The organism is Nocardia sp. BSTN01, assembly GCF_015354405.1.
Classification (GTDB): domain Bacteria; phylum Actinomycetota; class Actinomycetes; order Mycobacteriales; family Mycobacteriaceae; genus Nocardia.
The window spans coordinates 260,160-280,138 of the sequence record NZ_JADKYP010000003.1 but is presented as its reverse complement, the minus strand read 5'-3'; the positions used below and the strand labels follow the sequence as shown (position 1 = coordinate 280,138).

Below are 19,979 nucleotides of genomic sequence, written 5' to 3'. Positions count from 1 at the left end.
GATCGGTCACGCCGCCTCCTGCATTCGTATCCGGCGTGATCGGTCGCCGTCACGCCGCCCTCCGATGTCGTGTCGTTCGGTCAGTTCCGCTGCGGCGGGTCCAGGTGATAGAGCCGGGTCGCGGTGTGCTGCAGGACCTTCGCGACCGTCTCGTCCGGAATCCCGGTCAGCGATCGATCGATGATGTCGCGCGGGCTCGGTGATTCCGAGGCCGGTCCCGGAGAGAGGCTCGTGGCATGCGGGAAATCGGTTTCGAACATCAGATTGTCGGCCAGTTCGCCGATCACCGGTCGCAGTGAACGGTTTTCGAACCAGTACATGCCGTAGATCTGGCGGCGCATATATTCACTAGGCAGCAGCCGATCCGGATATTCGTGGTGCGCACCGACATTGAGCCACTGCCAATCCATACTCTCGCCCAGGAACGGCAGCCAGCCGGCACCGTTCTCCACCGAGACGAAATTCAACTCCGGATAGCGATGGCAGACGCCGCTGACCACCACCTCGGCGATGTTTTGCGCATTGCCGAGCAACACCAGCGCGCTCTCCTTGGTGAAGTCGAGTTTCTGCGACTGGTCGACCGCACCCTTGAGATCGTCGGGGGAGTTGAGGAAGCCGACGTGGAAGTTCATCGACAGTCCCATGTCCTGGGCCTGGCCGAGCAGCGGCTCCCAGTAGTCGTCGACCAGGCGGGGCAGGCCGACCTTGTCGTAGCGCGCGGCGAAGAGCACACCCTTGTGGCCCAATTCGTAGGCCCGCTTCATCTCGGTGACCGCTTCGTCGATATCCCAGAAGGGCAGCATCATCATCGGGACCAGCCGGCGCGAATCCGCCGAACACCACTCGACCAGCCAGTCGTTGTATGCGCGAACGCATTCGGTGGCCAGCTCGTGCGGCATCTGGTTCAAGAAGACGTGACTGTGGAAGCCGAGAATGTTCGGATACATCACCTGGTAGTAGATGCCGACCTCGTCCATATAGGCGAGCCGTGCCTCGGCATCGAGCGCGGCGGGGAAGGCCTCGGAGAGTTTCTTCGGATGTGAGGGCGGGAATTCCGGCCATTTGGCCTGTGCGAACGCGCCCACGCCGTAGAGCTTCTTGTCGCCGATGTACCAGTAGTCCTCTTGCCGGCGTTCGTGGAAGCGGACGTGCGGAACCAGATCGCCCCACTTCTTCGAGATCCGCGAGGTCCACAGATCGGCCGGTTCGATGATGTGGGAGTCGACATCGGCGACCGCATATCGCTCACACAGGGCGGCTCCGGCGCCATCGGGGTCAGCCATCCCGAACTCCTTCTGTACCAGGAAGATTAACATGAGAGTGTTTACTTACTTACTCTAGAGATCGGCCGGGCGATGTACAACCGTCTGCCGCGGCGGATCGGAGTTCAGTGCGCGGATTCCGGCGCCGGTGGCTCGGCCGGGGCGGGTTCGGGGACCGCGCGCAGGTGCGGCGCCATCATCAACGGCGTCACACTCAGCACGCCCGATTCCACCGGCAGGGTGATACCGGTGATCCAGCGGGCTTCGTCGCTGGCCAGGAAGGTCGCCGCCCACGCCACGTCCCAGCCGTCGCCCGGGGTGCCGAGCAGACCCGCCTCCGACCGCATCGTGTTCATGAATTCCGCGCGCGGGCCGGGCGCCGACACCGAGAGCACCATCGGCGTCGTGATGTGCCCGGGTGCGATGGCATTGACCCGAATCCCTTGGCGGCCGTGTGAATACGCCATGTCGACCGTCATCGCGAGCAGTCCGCCCTTGGCCGCGGAGTAGGCGACGGTTCCGTCGCCGCGCAGCGCCGAGATCGAGGAGATGTTCACGATCGATCCGCCGCCGCGTTCGGTCAATGCGGGTACCGCGTACTTCGAGGCGAGAAATGCGGTGCGCAGATTGATGTCGAAGGAGCGGTCCCAGTCGGCTTCGGAGACGTCGACGACCGTGCCGACCGCGGCCAGGCCGATGTTGTTGACGAGGATGTCCAGTCCGCCGAAGGAGTCGACGGCGGTGCGCACCATGGCCTCGCACGCCGCCGCCTCGGTCAGGTCGGCCGCGAAGACCGCGGCCTTGCCGCCCTCGTCCTCGATCATCCGCAGGGTTTGTTCGGCGCGTTCGCCGTAACGGTCCACCAGCAGCACGGCCGCACCCTCGCGTGCCAATGCCACCGCGGTCGCCTTCCCGGTGCCGATCCCGGGCCCGGGGGTCGATCCCGCACCCGTCACGATTGCCACCTTGCCGTCCACGCGTCCTGGACGCTCCACCATGATCATCTCTCCTTCGCCGTCACCGGTACTGCTGGCTCACCAGCGCGTCAAAAGTGCTGCGCCGGACTCGATTCCGCCGACATTGGTCACCGCCGCGACCTCGGCGCCGGCCACCTGGCGGGCGCCCGCCTCGCCGCGCAGCTGCCGCACCGCCTCGGCGGTGTGGCCGAATCCGGCATGCAGGCGTCCACCCGAGAGCTGACCGCCCCAGGTGTTGAGCGGCAGCTCGCCGCCCAGGGCGATGTGCTTGCCACCGTCGATGAAATCCCCGGCCTCGCCGGTGCCGCAGAAGCCCATCGCCTCGAGCCACCACACCGCCTCGATGCTGAAACCGTCGTAGAGCTGGGCGGTGTCCACATCGGCGGGGGTCAGCTCGGTCCGCGCCCACAGGGCCGCGGCGGTCGCGTAACCCACCCGGCCCATGTCCTCCCACTGGTCCCATGCCGGGCGCCCGTCCACCACGCCGGCCATCGCCTCGATGCGGACCGGTGCGCGCAGATCGGGGGTGGTCTCGGCCGCTGACACCACGATCGCGGTGGCACCGTCGGCGGGGACGTCGCAGTCGAACAGACACAGCGGGGAAGAGATCATCCGTGCGGCCAGATAATCGTCGACGGTGAGCGGTGAACGGTAGACGGCGTCGGGATTGTGGGCGGCGCTTGCGCGCTGGGTGACCGGAATCCAAGCCAATTGCGCACGGGTGAGGCCGAATTCGTGCATATAGCGGGTGGCGAAAGGGGCGATCTGGCACACCGGGGACAGCATGCCGATCGGCAGCAGCCATGCCTGCGGGCCTTCGGCGGCGGGTTTGGTGGATCCGTAGGCCGGGCGCCCACCGGCGGCGCGGGCGGCGCTGCCTTCCTTCACGGTCCGCCAGATCACCACGTGGCGCGCCTGACCGGTGGCGATCGCCTGGGCCGGACCGTAGAACGGAAGCGCCATGCCCTCGACGAGGCCCTGGCGCCAGCGGGTCGTGATACGCAGGGCGTCCTGAACCTCGTAGAGATTGCCGCCTGCGTAGCCGGGCACATTGGCGACACCACCGCCGGGGAACATGGCGAGGCCGTCGATATCGTCGACGGTCAGGCCGGCGTCGGCGACCGCGGCGAGGATGGCGTCGAGGGTCAGTTGCAGGCCGGAGCGGTCGAGCCGGCGGGCGATCGCGGATTGACCGATGCCGGATATCACGGCGCGATGCTCGAACAGGTCCGTACTCATCGGCCGACCCCGGTCGCGCCGTCGCGGGGCGTGCAGTCCGCCGCTCCGGCGCGGGCGAGGAAGCTGGGTACGGCGTATCCGCCCGGGCCCGGCTCGAATCCGACGTCGACTCGCATGCCGATCGCCACCTCGTCCGGCTCGCAGCCGCGCACCCGTCCGGGAATTCGCACGCCGGGGCGATCCGGGAATTCCACCAGCACGATCGTGTAGGGCACCTCGAGGTCGGGGAGCCAGCGCTGGTGGTTCACGGTGAAGCTGTAAACCGTTCCGGGACCGGTGATTTCGGCGAACTCGGGATTGCGGCGGCGACATCGTCGGCAGATGCCGCGGGGTGGGAAGGAATCGGCGCCGCAGGCGGGGCAGTGCTCGACCAGCAATCGGCCGGCGGCGGCGCCGGTCCAGAAGGGCTCGGTCTCCTCGGTGACCATCGGCGGGATACCCGGTATCGCGTTCATCCGGCCTCCAGGAGCGAGTCGTTGCTGCCTATAACCACTATCATGATAAGTGAGCATTTGCTATCTTCGTGTGGTCGGTGCCGATCGGGCCCCGACGCACTGCTCGCCGAAGGAGTCGGATGTCCGCCGACCGCATCGTCTTCGGGGCAGCCGCGATGCCGGAACCGGATCGAGACTGGCTGGCCGCTGCCGAACGCCTGCCCATCGAATCCGTCTGGCAGGGCGGCCACATCTTGCCGCCGAGTCCTACCGGTGAGGCCGTCACCCGTCTGTCGCTGATGGTCGCATGGACCGAACGCGTGCGGGTCGGAACCGCGACGCTGCTGCTGCCGCTCTATCAGCCGGTGATCGTGGCCAAACAGCTCGCCGATCTGGATGCCCGCTCCGGTGGGCGGGTGTCGGTCGGTCTCGGGGTCGGCGGGGAGTTCCGGCACGAATTCGAGGCCGTCGGTGTGCCGCTGCCCGAACGCGGCCCGCGCACCGACGAGGCGATGGATGTGCTGCGCGCGCTGTGGCGCGACGAACCGGTCGATCACGAGGGCCGGTTCTTCCGATTGCGCGATCTGCACCTGCGCCCGGTCCGCGGTCCCGACGGTTCCGCCATGCGGCCCGGCGGCCCGCCGCTGATCGTGTCCGGACGCAAAGGCCCCGCGATGCGTCGGGCCGCGCGCCGAGGTGACGGCTGGATGCCGTACCTGATGTCGCCGTCCGCCTACGCCCGCTCCGTCACCGCGATCCGGCAGGAGGCGGCGGCGATCGGCCGCGACCTCACCGGCTTCGAGTGGACGATGTATCTGTACTGCTCGATCCGCCGCGACGGTGAGCGCGCCCGCGCCGAGGTGGCCGATTTCCTCGGTGGCGCCTACGGCGACAAACCCGGCGACATGCTGCAGCGAATCGCGCCGGCCGGGACGCCGGACGAAGTCGCGGTGCGGCTGCAGGATTACGTCGATGCCGGCGTGCGGCACTTCGTCATCGCACCCGCTACGCGGTCGGACACGCTGAACGTGGTTCGGCTGGCCGCCGAAGAGGTGTTGCCGAGATTGGAACTTCCGGTCCGGGTCGGGCAATGAACTCCGAATGTGCTGGTACCGAGGGTTTTCCGGTGCGCGACAGGCAGTCACTGCGAGTGCGTCGGATCTCTGCGACAGCGGCGCGACACCGGCCTGCACGGGCCTGCCCGGCAGGAACGGCGACTTCGGATCGTTGGGCGAAAGGACTCTGACGATGAGTAGCGAACGTCCCTGCGCGGATCTGACCGTGGTCGAAATCGCGGTGGGGATCAGCGATCTCGGGCTCGGGTTGGCCGGTGGGCTGCCGGGCATGCTGCTGGCCGATCTCGGTGCGAGCGTGATCCGGGTGGTCGGGGAGGCCGTGCCGATCGACACCGATGTGCCGTGGGGTCGCGTCTGGCATCGCGACAAGCGCATCGTCACCACCACCGGCGCGGCCGAAATCTCCGCGTTACTGCGAACGGCCGATGTCGCGCTGGTCTACGGCGCGGAGGAACTCGTCGAGGCACGCGGACTGGGGTTTCGTGATTGTGCCGCAACGAATCCCGCGCTCGTCTACGCCCGCTGCCGGCCGAGCCGCACCGAAGCCGGAACGGTCGAGGATTTCGGACTGCTGGTCGAGGCGCGGGCCGGCTTCTGCACGCAACTGCGGGGGCATCGTCCCGGACCGATCTTCCCCGAGGTGCGTGCGTCCGGCACGGGGGCTGCCTTCCTGCTGCTCACCTCGGTGTTCGCGCTGCTGCGTCGGCGCGTCGGCACCGGCACGGGCGGATGGAGCGAAACCTCGCTCTACGACGGAATGCTGGCCACCCTCGGCTGCATGATCGGCCGGTCCGAACGCGCCGCGCCCGAAGTCGAATCCTATTGGGAGCACGGCTCGACCTTCCCGAACTTCCTCTACCGCTGCGCCGACGGCGAACTGCTGCAGGTGTGGTTCGGCGGTAAGGGTATGTACCAGGCGGTGATCGAGGTACTCGGCGACGAACCCAGTCCGGACGGGTACTACACCGACCAGACCACCGGAAAACTGCGGGCGCGGGCCCAGCGGTGGACATCGTTCTTCGCCACCGAGCCGCGCGAGGTGTGGGTGGAGCGGCTGCGCGCCGCCGGGGTGGCCTGCGAGCCGGTGCTGGGGCCGGGGGAGGTGCTGCGTGATCCGCACACCGCCGACACCGGCATGGCCGTCACGCGTTCCGAGCGCGGCCACCAGGACCTGATGATCGGCTCGCCGTTCGAGATCCGTCCGCTGCGGCCGGCTCCCGATGCGCCCGTCGCCGCACGAACACGTTCTGCCGCAAGCCTTTTCGATGGTCTTCGTGTTGTGGACTTCTCGGCGTTCGTCGCCGGTCCACTGGCCGCCGAGGTGCTGGCGGACCTCGGTGCGGACGTGATCAAGGTGGAACCGCCGGGCGGTGAGGCCATGCGTGCCGCCGCTTATGCGGTGGCGGCCTGTCAACGCGGAAAACGCAGTCTCGCACTGGATATCAACGCTCCCGAGGCGCGGCCGGTGGTCGAGAAGCTGCTCGCTTCCGCCGATGTGGTGCTGCACAACTTCCGGGTCGGCGTGGCGGAACGGCTCGGCATCGACGCCGACACCGTGGCCCGCCTGAATCCGAACGCGGTGTACTGCCACGCCAGTGCCTTCGGCGCCACCGGCCCGCGGGCGGCGTATCCGGGCAACGACGCCTTGATGCAGGCGCTGACCGGTTTCGAGCGCGCGATAGGAGGCGCGGGCAACGAGCCGCTGGCCGCGACCTGGATACCGATCGATATGGCCGGTGGCTGGGTCGCCGCCGCCGGCATCGCGCTGGGTCTCTACGCCCGGGCCACCCAGCAGCGCGGCCAGCAGGTGATCACCAGCCTGCTCGGCGCCGGAATGCTCATGCACTGCGGCGTATTCGTGCGCGACGGCGAACTCGTCGCGGGCCCGGCACTCGATGAGCGGCAGACCGGGTACGGACCCGGCTACCGCATCTACGAGGGCTCCGACGGAGAATGGTTCGCCCTGGTGATCGCCGACCCCGAATCCTGGTGGAAACTGGACGAATTCGTCACTGCCCATTCCGGTGGCCCGAGCTCGGGCTTGGGCGACTACGTCCCGCTGCGCAACGGCCACGACGACAGCGCCGCCCGTGCCGCCGAGGCGAAGCTCGAATCCATCTTCGCGACCGCCCCCGCCGCCGATTGGGTGCGACAGCTACGCGAACTCGGCATACACGCCGAACTCATCGAACCGATGAACCGCAACCGCTTCCGCCACGCCGTCCTGGACGATCCGGTCAACCGCCAACTCGGCCGCGTCGTCGGCTACCGCACCGCCGACTGGGGCTACTTCGAACAGATCGGCCCCCTGCTGCGCACGGGCCCCGAGGTCATCGGTGGCCCGCGGCTGATGATTCCGGGCGTCGGCGAGCACACCGCGGAGGTGTTGGGCGAGCTGGGATTCGATGACGCCCAGGTGGACGAGTTGCTCGCCACGAAGGTCGCGCGCCAAATGGACTGACGCGACCGGCCCGCCTCATGGCCGGGTCCGCTGCTGGCTGAACTGACCGTGCAAACCTCGCGGAAAATCGCGGAAAACCGCGGTGTGCGGCGAGGTTTGCACGATTGGTTCAGCAGCGACGAGCGTTGGGCCCGCCCACGTTGTAGCGGGTCCCGCTGGGTCAGTTCAATCCGAGGAGTCCGGCGGTGTTCCCGCGCAGTACCTGGTGGCGGACCGTGGGGTCGCAGGATTCCAGCCGGGGGAGGTAGTCGCGTGGTTCGCGCAGGCCCTCGGGGTGGGGGAAGTCGGAGCCGAACAGGACGTGGTCGGCGCCGATGGCGTCGATCAGGTCGTGCACATCGTCCTCGGGGAACGGGCAGACCCAGAGGTGTTCGGCCAGCGCTTCGCTCGGGCGGGGCGGGAGTTTGCCGCCGATCATCGGGCCGCGTCGGCCGAGTGCCGCGGCCTTGTCGATCGTTTTGAACAGGGGCCGAAGCCAATTCGAGCCGTTCTCGATCGAGACGATCTTCACGCCGGGGTGGCGGCCGAAGAGGTTGTGCAGCGTGAGCGCGACCAAGGTGTCGACCACCGGGCGTTCGGTATTACACAGTGCCCATTGCAACGGTGACTGCTGATGCGACGGGTTGTCCGGGTTCTCCGACCAGTGTGTGCCGTAGAAATGCTGGTAGCCGCTGTTGGATACGTGGAACGCCACCGGAATTCCGGCATCGGACACGGTGGCCCAGAACGGATCGAATATCGGATCGGCGGGGGAGCGGCCCGCGATCGGACCGGGGCACAGGTGCACCATCCGCGCACCGGCGTCGAGCACCCGGTGCAGTTCCCGCACCCCCTGGTCGATATCGAGCAGCGACAGCATCGGTACGCCGAACAGCCGCCCGTCCGCGCCGTACCCCCAGTCCTCCTCGAGCCAGCGGTTGAAGGCCCGCAGGCTCGCGTAGGTGAGGTCCACATCGTCACGCAGGTCGTATTCGACGGCGACACCGAGCGTCGGCAGCATGATCGTGGCCTCCACGCCCTGCCGGTCGAGAACGGCCAAACGCGCACCGCGGTCGGCGAATTCCGGATGGTCGCGCGAGGTCACCACCTCGCGATGGGTGAATCCGTCCGCGACGCCCCCGACGAACAGTCCCTGCAACGCACCCGGCGCCGAGGCGTAGTCGCCGGGCATCACACTCATGAAGGTGCGCTGCCCGCGCAGGAAGATGCGGCCCAGCCCGTCCGTGCCGCGCTCCACCCGGATGGTGCGATCGGCGAAGCGCGACTCGATGTGGCGCGAGAAGCAGTCGTCGGGTTCGTAGTAATGCCCGTCGGCGTCGATCAACCCGTATTCCATCGCTGCGCTACCTCCGGGATCGCCCGCGGACAGGACAGTGCGCTCCGAGCAGTGGCACATGAGTAAGTGAGCGCACAGTTACTAACTTCGCACCGGTAGTAGAGGATGTCAAGGTCGTGCGGTGTTCTGCGGGGGCTGAGGGTGGGTGTGGTGATTCGGCGCCGGGACCGCGAGCCCGCTCCTAATATGAGTAAGCACTCGCTTGACAACCGGGATGATGCGGCGGTTCGTTCTGCGGCGCATCCGAATCGATAGAGGTACGCAGTGAAAGTTGTTGTCGCCTACGAGGTCGGCCGGCCCCTCGAAATCGAAGATCTGCCCCTGCCGGCGCCCGGTCCCCATGATGTGGTGGTGCGCCTGAGCGCCAGCGGCATCTGTCATACCGACCTCACCGTCATCAACGGGCTCTCGCCGCTGCCGCTGCCGATCGTGCCCGGCCACGAGGGCTGCGGGGTGGTGGAGGAGGTGGGCGCCGAGGTGCGCCGGGTGCGCGTGGGTGATCGGGTGCTCGCCTCGGTGACACCGGCCTGCGGACGGTGCTGGTCGTGCGTCAACGGTATGTCGAACCATTGTGAGCTGAACGCGGAAGTCAAACGGCGGCAACGCTTCCGCCTCGCCGACGGCCGTTCGGCCGCGGCGGTGTGCGGCTGTGGAACCTTCGCCGAGGCGATGGTCGTGCACGAGGCGTCGGTGGTCGCGGTGCAGACCGATCTGGCCGATGAGCAACTCGCCCTGCTCGGCTGCGGAGTCACCACGGGTCTCGGCGCCGCGCTCAACACCGCCGCCGTCACGCCGGGCTCGTCGGTGGCGGTGATCGGTTGCGGCGGAGTGGGGCAATCGGTGATTCAGGGGGCGCATATCGCCGGGGCCGCCACGATCGTCGCCGTCGATCCCATGCCGGGCCGCCGGGAGGCGAGCATCGGGGTGGGCGCCACCCATACCGTCGACCCGCAGGCCGGAGATCCGGTCGCGCAGGTGCGGGAATTGACCGGCGGGCGCGGCGCCGACTTCACCTTCGAGGTGGTCGGCCGTCCCGAACTGGTCACCCAGGCCATCGATATGGCCCGGGTGGAAGGGGTGGTGACGCTGGTCGGCATGCCGTCGACCACGGATGTGCTGACACTGCCCGCGATCTCGACGGTGTTCTCCGGCAAGCGGATCGCCGGATCGGTGGTCGGCGGTGCGCAGATCCTGCGTGACTTCCCGCGCTTCATCCGGCTCGCGGAGGCGGGACGCCTGGATCTGGAATCGATGATCACCCATCGCATTTCGCTCGACGAGATCAACAAGGGTGTGGACCTGCTCTCGCGGGCCGAAGGGGTGCGCACGGTCATCGTCGGATGAGGTGAGCGCCGCCGACCCGGCGCGACCTCGCAACGAATCGCCGGCAACCCTGGCGCCCGACCCGGCATCCCGCTACCTTGTATGTAAGTATTCGCTTTGTTACCGGAGTTGGGAGATCCCATGTCGTTCAGCTGGTTCATATCGGTTGATGACCATCTCATCGAGCCGGCGCGGCTGTGGCAGGAGCGGTTGCCGGAGAAGTGGCGCGAGACCGGGCCCCGGATCGTCCGCGAGGGCAAGTCCGAATTCTGGGTCTACGAGGATCGCCAGATCGTCACCACCGGCCTCAACGCCGTCGCCGGGAAAAAGCGTGAGGAATTCTCCCCCGAACCCATCACCTACGAGGAGATGCGGCTCGGCTGCTACGACCCGGCGGCGCGGGTGGCCGATATGAACCAGGGACATGTGCTGTCGTCGATGCTGTTCCCCTCGCTTCCGCGCTACTGCGGCCAGATCTTCCACGAGGCGAAGGACAAGGAGCTCGCCCTGCTGTGCGTGCGGGCCTGGAACGATTTCATCCTCGAGGAATTCGCCCAGGCCTATCCCGGCCGCTTCATCCCGATGATGATCATTCCGCTGTGGGATCCGGTCGCCGCCGCGGCCGAAATCGAACGCACTGCCGCGCTGGGCGCGAAATCCGTTGCCTTCTCCGAGAATCCGACCAAACTCGGCCTGCCGTCGATCCACACCGACTTCTGGGACCCGGTCTTGCGCGCCTGCGACGACACCGGATTCGTGATCTCGATGCACGTCGGATCGTCGTCCAATATGATCCGGACCTCCGAGGACATGCCGACGCTGGCCTTCATGGCGTACTCGGCGGCCGCGAATCAGGCTGGGACACTGCTGGATTGGTTGTTCAGCGGCAATTTCGTGAAGTACTCGAACCTCAAGATCGCGCTCTCCGAGGGGTCCATCGGCTGGATTCCGTACTTCCTCGAACGTGCCGAGCAGGTGGTCGACAAACAGCGGTTCTGGGCCTCGCGGTTCGATATCAGCATGAATGCCACGCACGAGCGCGGCGAGCGGAAGGGCGCGGCGACCTTCGATCTCGATACCGATATCCGGCGCCTCTTCCGCGACCACGTGTACGGCACCTTCATCGAGGACCAGGCGGGAATACGGCTGCTGGACATCATCGGTGAGGACAACGTAATGCTCGAATGCGACTATCCGCATTCGGATTCCACCTGGCCGGATACCGTCCGGATGGCCGGCAAGTGGCTCGGTCATCTCCCGCAGGACGTGCAGGACAAGATCACCGTCGGCAACGCCTCGCGGGTCTACGACTTCACCCCCGCCGATCCGGCCTCGATTCCCGAGTCGTGACCTGTCGCGGGCCGGTGACGGTCCGCAAATGCCGAGGTCCGCCCACCATGGTGGGCGGACCTTCGCGTTTCGGAATCCCTGCGCTCGTGCGAACGCAGCGGAGGGTGGGGGATCAGCTCAGTACGATGGCCCGTTCCGGGCAGTTGTCGGCGGCCTCGCGGGTGCGCTCGCGGAGTTCGGCCGGTATCTCGGAAACCGTTGCGCGGCCGTGGCCTTCGTCGTCGAGGTCGAAGACCTCCGGGCAGATCTCCCAGCAGCGGGCGTGGCCCTGGCAGCGGTCGGGGTCGACGGATACGTGCATGACTGTCCTCCGGGGTCGGGGCGATTCAGTAGGTGGCCGACAGGGCCCACGGGCCGTCGGGGAACGGACGCCCCAGCAGCTCCATACTGTAGGCGATGCGTCCGGTGTCCTCACGCGAAGTGCACAGCAGCACAGCGGCTTCGGCCATGGCGTCGTCCGGTTCGACCGGGGTGTTGTCCGGGGTGTGCGGGGAGACGACGGCGACGCCGGGGGTCATGACCAGACCGGAGGTGCCCAGGCAGTTGATCCGCACGCCGGTGCCGTACACCTCGGCCGCCAGGCCGGTGGTCAGGCGATCGAGCGCGGATTTGCACATGCCGTAGGGCACGCAGCCGTCGGCGGCCCAGTCCGGATAGGGCGGGCCGAGGGGATGGCGCGCCTGTTTGGAGGTGATGTTGAGGATCCAGCCGCGCCCGCGTTCGATCATTCCGGGAATCGCCAACTGGCACAGGCGAAACGGTGTGTGCACCATCATCTGGAACATCAGGCCGTAGCGGTGGGGGCGAATGTCGAGCGCCGGGCCGTAGAAGTTCACCCCGGCATTGTTGACGAGGGTGTCGACCGGGCCGAGCAGTGCTTCGGCGCGCGCCACGACCGTCTCGACTTCTGCGGGAACCGTCAGATCGGCGCGGATCGCCGCTGCCCGGCCGCCGTGATCGCGAATATCCGCTACGACCTCTTCGATGGAACCGGGGAGGGCCGAGGTGCCCGGTTCGGCGGTGCGAGCCACCACCGCCACTGCCGCGCCCTCGGCGGCGAAGCGCTCGGCGATCCGCCGCCCGATGCCGCGGCTCGCGCCGGTGACTATTGCGGTCCGGCCGTCCATCGATCCCACGTCGACTCCTGCGCTGTGCGCTCCGGAACGGGCCGCCGGAGCAGGCGGTCTAGCAAGTAAGTACCTACTTTCTCACGGTACCCGGTGATATGCGAGCGTTTCGAGGGTTATGTTGAGTGAGTACCTGCTTATTTATGCTCGGGCAGCCCGCGCCGGGAAGGATGGAAAACCATGCATGACATCGTGATTCGCGGTGGGGACGTGGTCGACGGAACGGGTGCGCCGCCGCGTCGGGCGGAGGTGGCGATCGACGGGGACCGGATCACCGACGTCGCTTCCACGGTCGGCTCCGGGCGCCGGGTGATCGATGCGTCGGGCCGGTATGTGACGCCCGGGTTCATCGACGTGCACACCCATCTGGATGCCCAGCTGTTCTGGGATCCGCTTGCCACACCCTCGTGCTATCAGGGGGTGAGCACGGTGGTGATGGGCAATTGCGGGGTCACCTTCGCGCCGGTACGGCCGGGGCAGGAGGGCTACCTGGCGGCGATGATGGAGTCGGTGGAAGACATCCCCGCCGACACGATCATGGCCGGATTGGACTGGGGCTGGCAGACCTACGGCGACTATCTGAAAACCCTGGGCGACCGCGAACTCGGAGTGAACGTCGGCGGGCTGATCGGTCACGCCGCCCTGCGCTACTACGTGATGGGGGAGCGCAGTCTCGACGAGGCGCCCGCCACCGCCGAGGACCGCGCCGCGATGGCGGAATTGGTCGGCGAGGCCGTCGACGCCGGCGCGCTGGGCTTCTCGACCTCCCGGACCTATATGCACACCGTGCCGGACGGGCGGCCGGTACCGGGCACTTTCGCCGACGTCGAGGAGCTGTCGGTGATCGCCGGCGTCCTCGCCGAACGCGGACGTGGCACCTTCCAGGTGGTCCCGCGCATCGGCGAGCGCGACGGCGCCGACCGTGCCAATTCCCGCGCCGAGATGGCGTGGATGGAACAGGTGAGCCTGAATTCCGCGCGGCCCCTGACTTTTTCGATCATGCAGAGCGACCGGCGTCCCGGGCTGTGGTCCTGGGTGATGGAACAGACGGCCGGGGCCCGCGCGCGGGGCGCCGATCTGCGCCCGATGACCGCGGTGCGCGGCAGCGCGATCGTCTACGGGATCGCCGGGCGCACCCCGTACGACGCACTGCCCCCCTGGTCCGATGTGATGGCCGAACCGGCCGCCGCGCGGCTCGAACTGCTGTCGCGTGGGGATGTGCGCGACCGTCTGATCGCCGAGGCCGAGCTGCCCTCGCAGCCATCGGGTCCGCTGGCGCCGAAGGATCCGGCGAAAATGTATCTGCTGCCGCCGGGTTCGGCTGCCTACGACGTGGGGGCGGACAACAGCCTGGCCGCCGAGGCGCGGCGGCGCGGGGTCGGTGCCGCGGCCGCCTTCATCGACTACACGCTCGAGACGGGCGGACGTGGACTGCTGTATTACCCGGTGCTCAACCAGGATCTGGACGCGGTCGCGCGAATGATCACCAATCCCGACGTCGTTCTGGGGGTCGCGGATGCGGGTGCGCATGTCGCGCTCACCATGGATGCCGGCAATTCGACCTATTTCCTGCGGCACTGGGTGCGCGATCGGGCGCTGCTGGGGATCGGTCCGGCGATCCGGCGGCTGACCGTCGATGCCGCCAACCTGTTCGGTATCGCCGACCGCGGCGTGCTCGCACCGGGCGCGTACGCCGATGTGAACGTCATCGATCTGGCGAATCTCGATCTGTTCGCCCCGGTGATGGCCGCCGATTTCCCCTTGGGCGCACAGCGATTCGTGCAGCGGGCACGCGGTTACGACTACACGCTGGTCAACGGACGCGTGCTCGTCGACCACGACGAAACGACCGGCGCGGTTCCCGGGCGGTTGGTCACCGCGCGCTGAGAACCTCGTGTGCTCGACCCGCCGTTGCCCCTGCGCCGAGCCGCCGTTACGATAACGAAGTTAGAGAACACTTACTTAGTTGAGAATCGGGGTGGCACCCATGAGCCATGAGGCCGTGATCATTTCGGGCGCGCGCACGGCGATCGGGACGGCATACAAGGGATCGCTGACCGAAACCGACGCCTTCACGCTGGGAACGGTGGCCGTCGCCGCGGCGGTGCGCCGCGCGGGGGTCGAACCGGAACTGGTCGACGACGTCATTCTCGGAGAATCGCTGTACGGCGGCGGGGCGATCGGCCGTTACGTGGCCATCGAGGCCGGATTGGTGAATGCGCCCGGTATCGCGCACAACCGGCACTGCGCCTCCGGGTTGTCCACGCTGCAGAGCGCGGCCGCCTCGATCATCGCCGGGATGGACCGGATCGTGGTGGCCGGTGGCGTGCAGTCGAGTTCGACCGCACCGACGGTGAATCGGCGCATTCCGGGCTCGGAGGAATGGGAGGAGGACTGGCTCGCGCCGAGCCACCGCGAAACCCCCGACGCACCCGTGCGCGATATGTCGATCACGGTCGGATGGAATGCGGCGGTGAAGGCCGGGATCACACGCGCGCAGATGGACGAGTGGGCGTTGCGTTCGCATCAGCGCGCGGTGGCCGCGATCGACGCCGGCAGCTTCACCGAGGAGATCGTGCCGATCGAGGTGACCCGCCGCGACGGCAATACGGTCACCTTCGCCGTCGACGAACATCCCCGGCGCACCTCGTCTCTGGAGAAACTGTCGTCGTTGAAACCGCTGCATCCGGAGATCGAGAGCTTCGGCATCACCGCGGGAAATGCCGCCGGCATCAACGACGCCGCCGGTGCGCTGGTGGTCGCGGATCGTGAGGTGGCCCGCGAGCGCGGCATCGAGCCGCTGGCCGTGGTCCGGGCGTGGGCCTCGGTGGGCGTGCCGCCCGCGGACACCGGACTGGCGCCCGCCCCCGCGATCGAGAAGGTACTCGCGCGCGCCGGACTGGCGGTGGCCGATGTGGCGCTCTGGGAGATCAACGAGGCCTTCGCCTCGGTCGCGGTCGCCGCGACCCGCGCGCTCGGACTCGACGAGGAGAAGGTCAATGTCCTCGGAAGTGGTTGCAGTCTGGGACATCCCGTGGCGATGACGGGAACCCGGATGGTGTTGAGCCTGGTGCACGAACTGCGGCGCCGCGGCGGCGGGGTCGGCGTCGCGGCGATGTGCGCGGGCGGTGGGATGGGCACGGCGGTCGTGGTCGACGTGCCCTGAGGTCAGGTCCTCACCGAGGTTCGAGGGTTTTCAGCAGGGCGTGGGTGTCCTGCTGGAACACCCGGATCTCGCGAACCATCCCGTCGGCGAAGGAGAACAGCTCCACCACGTCGACCGTGGCGTGCCGCCCCGATACCCGGGCCGTCCAGGTTTGGGTGGTCAGTTGCACGACCGAATCCTTCGAGCCGAAGATGCGCGGATTGTCGATACTGCGCTCCCAGTACCGTCCGAACGATTCGCCCATGGCGGCCACCCCCGCATGTCCGTGGTAGCTGCCGCCGTGCGGCAGGGAGGCCGGCTGTTCGATCCGGATGTCGGGGTGGAACAGCGCCAGCGCCCCCGCGCCGTCACCGGCGGCGAAGCGGCGCGACAACTCCGTCACGATCTCCAGGCCGCCGAGCGCGGGCGAGTCGTGCCGCGAATCAGGCTGTGCGGTCATCGGATTCGGCTCCCTCGATCACCGGGAAGAATCCCTTGACCGTGCCCTCGCTGATCAAGGTGACGGCCCGGTCGCGGTCGGCCTTCTTGGCGGTGCCGTGCCGGGTCTCCAACGCCTGCATCAGCGCCATGCCCATCACCGCGCGGGCGGAGATGTCGGGCGATTCGAACGGGAATCCGTAACGATCCTCGACCTCGCGCCACGCCTCGGCCAGCCGGTCCATGGCGACCGCGAAATTCTCGCGATAGAACCGCCGGGCCACCTGTGGATCGCCGAACAGCACCAGTCCCAGCAGCGGCAGCACCTCGTCGAGTGTCGAAATCAGTTGGCGGTAGAGACCTTTGAGGGTCTCCAGCTGGCGCTGCGGGGTCAGCGGCTGATCGCGGTCGACCACGGCGGTCGCGGCCACCAGATCGTCGACGGCCGACTTGAGCGGTTCCACCACCGCCTCGAAGAACAGCTGATCCTTACTTTCGAAGTGCCGGTAGATGATTCCCTCGCTGATCCCGCTGTGCTCGGCGATCATCTTGACCGTGGTGCCGTTCATATCGCCGGTCTCGCTGAAGGCGCGGCGCGCGGCGGCCAGAATCGAACTCTTGCGGGCCTCGGCGGTGAGCCGGCGCCGCACCGGCGGTGCGCCGGTGGCAGGGGTGGACGGGATCGTGGAACTCCCGTTCGTCGTGGTTCTGGCCACGAGTCCTCCTCGTTTCCGCGCCGGCGCCGGCGCCGATCGGCGTTTGTTAGTGGGTACACACTTTATCCTAGTGCGCCCGCGACGGCATCCACGCCATCGGCGTGATGACGTCGATCTCTCCAGGTAGAACTGGGTTCTCGCAATTCCTTGCGGAGTAAGTAATCACCTACTAAGCTCGCAGTCGACCGTCCTTCGGGTCCGGAGTTTCGGGTGGAGTGTGTTATGGACAGGCAAGCGCTGGAACACAGCCTCGCGCGCCGATTGCTCGACCACATCGACGCGGGCACCACCGATCTGGCGCCGGACATCCTCGAATTGCCGACCGATATCTATTCGACGCAGCGGCACGCCGAGGAATTCGACGTCCTGTTTCGCAGCCACCCGCTGGTGTTGTGCCTGTCCGGCGCGCTCCCGCATGCGGGCACCTACCGCACCGTCGACCTGTGCGGCGTTCCGATTCTGTTGACCCGCAACGACGAAGGCCGCGTTCGCGCCTTCGCCAACGCCTGCCGCCATCGTGGCGTGCGGGTGGCCGACGGTGGCGGCGCCCGCAGCCGATTCGCCTGTCCGTTCCACTCGTGGACCTACGATCTGGACGGTCGCCTCGTCGCCGTTCCGGTGGCGGACGCCTTCACCGGAATGTGCCTGGAGCGCAAGGGACTTGTCGAACTGCCCGTCAGTGAGGGGTACGGGCTGATCGTCGGATCGCTGCGTCCCGGGCCCGCCCTGGATATCGATGAATATCTCGGCCCCGGCCTGGCGGACGAACTCGCGGTGCTCGAGTTCGCGGACTGGGAGTTGTACGGCGAGCCGCATGTCCATCCCGTGGGGGCCAACTGGAAGGTCACGCTCGACACCTTCCGCGAGAACTACCACTTCCGCTTCCTGCATCGCCGGACCCTGGCGAAATACGCCTACGGCGGCGTGCTGACCTTCGACCCGTTCGGCCGGCATCTGCGCAACTGCTCGGCACTGCGCACGATCGACGAACTGCGCGAGGTGCCCGACGAGCAGTGGGGCGACGTGATGAGCCATATCAGCCTGCAGTACGCGCTGTTTCCGAATACCAGCCTCACCTTCGACAGCCGCCACGTGGAGCTGTGGCAGATCGTCCCGGTCGACGCGAACTCCTCCGAGGTCGTGCACAGCACATATCTGCGCCCCGGCCTGAGCGAGTCCGAACGGGCCAAAGCGGTGGAGATGGCCCCCTGGATCTGCGAGACCGTGGTGGACGGGGAGGACTTCTGGGTGGCGGCCCGGACCGAACCCGGCATCCGGGCCGGCGTGCTCGGCACCATCGTCTTCGGCCGCAACGAGCCCGCACCGCAGCATCTGCACCGCGGTTTCGACGACGCGCTGGCGGCCGTCCGCCGGGCGTGAGAATTCCTGACCACCTTGCTGATTCGCACTTTCCGGGAGGACCCATGGATCTGTTGCTGCGCCGCGCCTGGCTGGTCGACGGAAGCGGGGCACCCGGAAGGTCCGCCGAGGTGGGGATCACCGGTGACCGCATCACCGCCGTCGGCGCCCCCGGCGAGGTGACGCCGGGCCCGGACACACGCGTCGTCGATCTCGACGGGCTCACGCTCACACCCGGTTTCATCGACATCCACACCCACTACGACGCGCAGATCCTCTGGGACGGTGATCTCACACCTTCCTGCTGGCACGGCGTCACCACCGTGATCATGGGCAACTGTGGTTTCGGGGTGGCGCCGACCCGGCCGCCGCATCGCGAAATCATCGTGCGCACACTGGAAAACGTCGAGGGCATGTCGATGGAGGCGCTGAACGCCGGCATCGACTGGTGTTTCGAGACCTTCCCGCAGTATCTCGACGCGTTGGAGCGGCGCCGCAAGCGGCTCAATGTCGGTGCGTTCCTGGGACATACGCCGCTGCGGCTGTTCGTCCTGGGCGGTGAGGAACGCGCCGCGACCTCCGCGGAGGTCGACACCATGCGCGCGCTGGTGCGAGAGGCGGTGACGGCCGGTGCGGTCGGACTGTCCACCTCGCGCCAACCGGCCCATCAGGGTGCGTTCGGCCGCCCGGTACCCAGCCGCTTCGCCGAGGTCGACGAGGTCGACGCGCTGGCCGCGGAACTGGGTGCGGTCGGCAAGGGCATCCTGCAGGTGTCGATCGGACCCGGCATGTTCGTCGATCAGTTCTCGGATCTGTCCTTGCGCTACGGCATTCCGGTCACCTGGACCGCGCTGGTGGCGCGCGCCGACAAACCCGGCGCGGCGATGCGCACGGTGGAGCGCGGCGGTGCGCTGCCGGGTGAGGTGTACCCGCAGATCGCCTGCCGGCCCATCGTCATGCAGGTCAGCCTCGCCGATCCCACCCCGCTGGGGGAGATCGACGAGTGGAAGGAAGTGCTCGCCCGGCCGCGGGAGGAGCGCGCCGAGCTCTACCGCGACGCGGCATGGCGGGAACGGGCCCGCCCGGCGACGCTGGCCGCATGGGCGCATCGGTGGCCCAAGGTCGCCGTGGAGGAGACCGTCGCCGATCCGGACGCGGTGGGAATTCCCCTGGACCGCTTGGCCGCCGAACGCGGCACCACCGCCTTCGATCTGATGCTCGACGTCGCGCTCGCCGACGGGATGTCGACGCGCTTCCGCGTGGTTCTGGACAACGACGGTGACGACGAGATCGGCGATCTGCTCGCCGACAAGCGCACGATCCTGGGCCTGTCCGACGCCGGCGCGCACGCCAGTCAGCTCTGCGACGCCTGCTATTCCACCCATCTGCTGGGGCATTGGGTGCGCGAGCGCAAGGCCGTCGGACTGGAAGACGCGGTGTGGCGCCTGACCGGCCAGCCCGCCCACGCCTTCCGCATCCGCGAGCGCGGGCTGATCCGCGAGGGGTATTTCGCCGACCTGGTGGCCTTCGATCCCACGACGGTCGGCACGACTCCGATCGAGCGGGTGCACGATCAGCCCGGGGGAGCGGATCGGCTCGTCGTGCGCAGCACCGGAGTCGAGCACATGTGGGTCAACGGCGTTCAGACGCGCCGTGACGGAGTGGATGTGGCCGATACGGCGGCGGGACGGCTGCTGCGCAGTTGATCGACCACGGTTGCGGACCGACCGGCGCGC

The 19,979-nt window shown here is 67.8% G+C and carries 17 protein-coding genes; 8 read left to right on the top strand and 9 right to left on the bottom strand.

Annotated elements, in window-relative coordinates; all coding sequences use genetic code 11:
• Positions 1 to 80 precede the first annotated feature (80 nt).
• The 4 genes from IRT45_RS04705 to IRT45_RS04690 form a co-directional block, all read right to left on the bottom strand.
• Positions 81 to 1,283, bottom strand: coding sequence for an amidohydrolase family protein (locus tag IRT45_RS04705; protein ID WP_194804627.1), 1,203 nt, complete (start codon positions 1,281 to 1,283; stop codon positions 81 to 83).
• A 104-nt stretch (positions 1,284 to 1,387) separates the two neighbouring features.
• Entirely contained in the window at positions 1,388 to 2,260 is an 873-nt protein-coding gene (locus IRT45_RS04700; protein ID WP_194804626.1) for an SDR family NAD(P)-dependent oxidoreductase, read from the bottom strand.
• A gap of 36 nt (positions 2,261 to 2,296) precedes the next feature.
• Entirely contained in the window at positions 2,297 to 3,478 is a 1,182-nt protein-coding gene (locus IRT45_RS04695; protein WP_194804625.1) for a thiolase family protein, read from the bottom strand.
• Positions 3,475 to 3,933 (bottom strand): Zn-ribbon domain-containing OB-fold protein, encoded by a 459-nt coding sequence (locus IRT45_RS04690; protein ID WP_194804624.1) that lies wholly within the window; start codon positions 3,931 to 3,933, stop codon positions 3,475 to 3,477. The genes IRT45_RS04695 and IRT45_RS04690 overlap by 4 nt, the downstream gene beginning before the upstream one ends.
• Before the next feature lie 119 nt (positions 3,934 to 4,052).
• On the opposite strand from IRT45_RS04690, the gene IRT45_RS04685 reads away from it, so the two are divergent.
• Both IRT45_RS04685 and IRT45_RS04680 read left to right on the top strand, forming a co-directional pair.
• A complete protein-coding gene (locus IRT45_RS04685; RefSeq protein WP_194804623.1) occupies positions 4,053 to 5,006 on the top strand; it encodes an LLM class flavin-dependent oxidoreductase in 954 nt (317 codons plus the stop codon).
• 154 nt (positions 5,007 to 5,160) lie between these two features.
• Positions 5,161 to 7,449 (top strand): CoA transferase, encoded by a 2,289-nt coding sequence (locus IRT45_RS04680; protein WP_194804622.1) that lies wholly within the window; start codon positions 5,161 to 5,163, stop codon positions 7,447 to 7,449.
• Between the two features lie 160 nt (positions 7,450 to 7,609).
• Here the strand turns inward: IRT45_RS04680 and IRT45_RS04675 are convergent, their stop codons facing one another.
• A complete protein-coding gene (locus IRT45_RS04675) occupies positions 7,610 to 8,785 on the bottom strand; it encodes an amidohydrolase family protein (RefSeq protein WP_194804621.1) in 1,176 nt (391 codons plus the stop codon).
• 264 nt (positions 8,786 to 9,049) lie between these two features.
• Between IRT45_RS04675 and IRT45_RS04670 the strand changes: the two genes are divergently transcribed.
• Together IRT45_RS04670 and IRT45_RS04665 are read left to right on the top strand one after the other, a co-directional pair.
• Positions 9,050 to 10,129 carry a Zn-dependent alcohol dehydrogenase gene (locus tag IRT45_RS04670; RefSeq protein WP_194804620.1) on the top strand — a complete coding sequence of 360 codons (1,080 nt, stop codon included), beginning with the start codon at positions 9,050 to 9,052 and terminating at the stop codon, positions 10,127 to 10,129.
• Positions 10,130 to 10,249: 120 nt separating this feature from the next.
• On the top strand, positions 10,250 to 11,458 hold the full coding sequence (locus IRT45_RS04665) for an amidohydrolase family protein (protein WP_194804619.1): 1,209 nt from the start codon (positions 10,250 to 10,252) through the stop codon (positions 11,456 to 11,458).
• A 112-nt stretch (positions 11,459 to 11,570) separates the two neighbouring features.
• On the opposite strand, the gene IRT45_RS04660 is transcribed toward IRT45_RS04665, so the two are convergent.
• Positions 11,571 to 11,759, bottom strand: coding sequence for a ferredoxin (locus IRT45_RS04660; protein WP_194804618.1), 189 nt, complete (start codon positions 11,757 to 11,759; stop codon positions 11,571 to 11,573).
• A 25-nt stretch (positions 11,760 to 11,784) separates the two neighbouring features.
• Complete coding sequence (locus tag IRT45_RS04655; protein ID WP_228533650.1) at positions 11,785 to 12,585, bottom strand: SDR family NAD(P)-dependent oxidoreductase; 801 nt, start codon at positions 12,583 to 12,585, stop codon at positions 11,785 to 11,787.
• 180 nt (positions 12,586 to 12,765) lie between these two features.
• Here IRT45_RS04655 and IRT45_RS04650 point away from each other — a divergent pair, with 180 nt between their 5' ends.
• Positions 12,766 to 14,472: an amidohydrolase family protein gene (locus tag IRT45_RS04650; RefSeq protein ID WP_194804616.1), complete on the top strand. Its 1,707-nt coding sequence runs from the start codon at positions 12,766 to 12,768 to the stop codon at positions 14,470 to 14,472.
• 100 nt (positions 14,473 to 14,572) lie between these two features.
• Entirely contained in the window at positions 14,573 to 15,751 is a 1,179-nt protein-coding gene (locus tag IRT45_RS04645) for a thiolase family protein (protein ID WP_194804615.1), read from the top strand.
• A gap of 10 nt (positions 15,752 to 15,761) precedes the next feature.
• Here the strand turns inward: IRT45_RS04645 and IRT45_RS04640 are convergent, their stop codons facing one another.
• Both IRT45_RS04640 and IRT45_RS04635 read right to left on the bottom strand, forming a co-directional pair.
• Positions 15,762 to 16,190 carry a nuclear transport factor 2 family protein gene (locus IRT45_RS04640; RefSeq protein WP_194804614.1) on the bottom strand — a complete coding sequence of 143 codons (429 nt, stop codon included), beginning with the start codon at positions 16,188 to 16,190 and terminating at the stop codon, positions 15,762 to 15,764.
• Positions 16,174 to 16,884 (bottom strand): helix-turn-helix domain-containing protein, encoded by a 711-nt coding sequence (locus IRT45_RS04635; RefSeq protein ID WP_309240793.1) that lies wholly within the window; start codon positions 16,882 to 16,884, stop codon positions 16,174 to 16,176. Before IRT45_RS04635 ends, IRT45_RS04640 begins: the two co-directional genes overlap by 17 nt.
• Before the next feature lie 222 nt (positions 16,885 to 17,106).
• Between IRT45_RS04635 and IRT45_RS04630 the strand changes: the two genes are divergently transcribed.
• Both IRT45_RS04630 and IRT45_RS04625 read left to right on the top strand, forming a co-directional pair.
• Positions 17,107 to 18,264, top strand: a complete 1,158-nt coding sequence (locus IRT45_RS04630; protein ID WP_194804613.1) for an aromatic ring-hydroxylating dioxygenase subunit alpha — start codon at positions 17,107 to 17,109, stop codon at positions 18,262 to 18,264.
• Between the two features lie 44 nt (positions 18,265 to 18,308).
• The gene (locus IRT45_RS04625; RefSeq protein ID WP_194804612.1) at positions 18,309 to 19,949 is read left to right on the top strand and encodes an amidohydrolase family protein; all 1,641 of its coding nucleotides are present in this window, start codon (positions 18,309 to 18,311) and stop codon (positions 19,947 to 19,949) included.
• Positions 19,950 to 19,979 lie beyond the last annotated feature (30 nt).

Bases quoted from the DNA above. Each gene is read 5' to 3' on its own strand.
- IRT45_RS04705 (WP_194804627.1), bottom strand. From the start codon at position 1,283: ATGGCTGACCCCGATGGCGCCGGAGCCGCCCTGTGTGAGCGATATGCG.
- IRT45_RS04700 (WP_194804626.1), bottom strand. From the start codon at position 2,260: ATGGTGGAGCGTCCAGGACGCGTGGACGGCAAGGTGGCAATCGTGACG.
- IRT45_RS04695 (WP_194804625.1), bottom strand. From the start codon at position 3,478: ATGAGTACGGACCTGTTCGAGCATCGCGCCGTGATATCCGGCATCGGT.
- IRT45_RS04690 (WP_194804624.1), bottom strand. From the start codon at position 3,933: ATGAACGCGATACCGGGTATCCCGCCGATGGTCACCGAGGAGACCGAG.
- IRT45_RS04685 (WP_194804623.1), top strand. From the start codon at position 4,053: ATGTCCGCCGACCGCATCGTCTTCGGGGCAGCCGCGATGCCGGAACCG.
- IRT45_RS04680 (WP_194804622.1), top strand. From the start codon at position 5,161: ATGAGTAGCGAACGTCCCTGCGCGGATCTGACCGTGGTCGAAATCGCG.
- IRT45_RS04675 (WP_194804621.1), bottom strand. From the start codon at position 8,785: ATGGAATACGGGTTGATCGACGCCGACGGGCATTACTACGAACCCGAC.
- IRT45_RS04665 (WP_194804619.1), top strand. From the start codon at position 10,250: ATGTCGTTCAGCTGGTTCATATCGGTTGATGACCATCTCATCGAGCCG.
- IRT45_RS04660 (WP_194804618.1), bottom strand. From the start codon at position 11,759: ATGCACGTATCCGTCGACCCCGACCGCTGCCAGGGCCACGCCCGCTGC.
- IRT45_RS04655 (WP_228533650.1), bottom strand. From the start codon at position 12,585: ATGGACGGCCGGACCGCAATAGTCACCGGCGCGAGCCGCGGCATCGGG.
- IRT45_RS04650 (WP_194804616.1), top strand. From the start codon at position 12,766: ATGCATGACATCGTGATTCGCGGTGGGGACGTGGTCGACGGAACGGGT.
- IRT45_RS04645 (WP_194804615.1), top strand. From the start codon at position 14,573: ATGAGCCATGAGGCCGTGATCATTTCGGGCGCGCGCACGGCGATCGGG.
- IRT45_RS04640 (WP_194804614.1), bottom strand. From the start codon at position 16,190: ATGACCGCACAGCCTGATTCGCGGCACGACTCGCCCGCGCTCGGCGGC.
- IRT45_RS04630 (WP_194804613.1), top strand. From the start codon at position 17,107: ATGGACAGGCAAGCGCTGGAACACAGCCTCGCGCGCCGATTGCTCGAC.
- IRT45_RS04625 (WP_194804612.1), top strand. From the start codon at position 18,309: ATGGATCTGTTGCTGCGCCGCGCCTGGCTGGTCGACGGAAGCGGGGCA.